Below are 807 nucleotides of genomic sequence, written 5' to 3' on the forward strand. Positions count from 1 at the left end.
TATAAAAATTATGGGTTTAATCAGGAGGAATCAGAAGAGTTAGCGAGCTATACCCTTGCAGGATATACTATAGCGGGAGCGCTATCCGGCGTTAAAATTAACCCCCAAGGCATCCTTAATAAAGCTAAATCGTTAGCGCAGTATGAGGTGATTGTAGAGCCGGGAACACTCGGTTCGAATTTTGGTAATGTTAGAATTATCAAGAAAACTTCGGCGATACCTCACCCTGAACCAATAGCGGCTGGTAATGGTCTAATTTATCAATCGAATCCTAAACATACTCAAGGTGGTGCAGGAAATCGACCTAATGCAGGAATTGAACCTAAAAACTCTTTTGCTTTATTTGAAAAATCAGTATTAATTGGTAATAAAAGATTTGCGATTGATGAAATGGGAAATATTCATCAGTTTACTGATTCAAATAGCGATTCTGGATGGCATTGGGCTGGTGCTACTAATGATAAGTTCGCACCTTTAAAGTTACAGAATGATGTGAAGTCAGAATTAAGGAAAATGCCAGGTCAATCTAATAATAAAAGGTTAAAATAATGATAATTTATGATGAAGACAATAAGATAGGAATAATCTGGGATGCCCAAGATAGAGATTGTGATAAGTGTAGTGATTTTTGTTTTGGGAGCATTAACTTTATAATAAATGATATAATTGTGCCAAATTATTTTGTTTACAATTACACAATAAATGTTGTTTTTTCTAATTTGAAAATTTCAGTGGAAGAGGCTTATAGGTCAAATTTAGAAAATGAAATTGATCTTCCTTGTATTAATTTAAGTCATGATTTAATTT

The 807-nt window shown here is 33.6% G+C and carries 1 protein-coding gene and 1 pseudogene; both read left to right on the forward strand.

The features are described from left to right. Positions 1-549, forward strand: a pseudogene (locus FHQ23_RS12475) (hypothetical protein); the annotation flags it as partial. Beyond that, the coding region (locus FHQ23_RS12270) for a hypothetical protein (protein ID WP_267963725.1) at positions 549-807 on the forward strand (259 nt) is incomplete at its 3' end. The pseudogene FHQ23_RS12475 and the gene FHQ23_RS12270, both read left to right, overlap by 1 nt.

Source organism: Testudinibacter crocodili (genome assembly GCF_006228025.1).
Lineage (GTDB): Bacteria > Pseudomonadota > Gammaproteobacteria > Enterobacterales > Pasteurellaceae > Chelonobacter.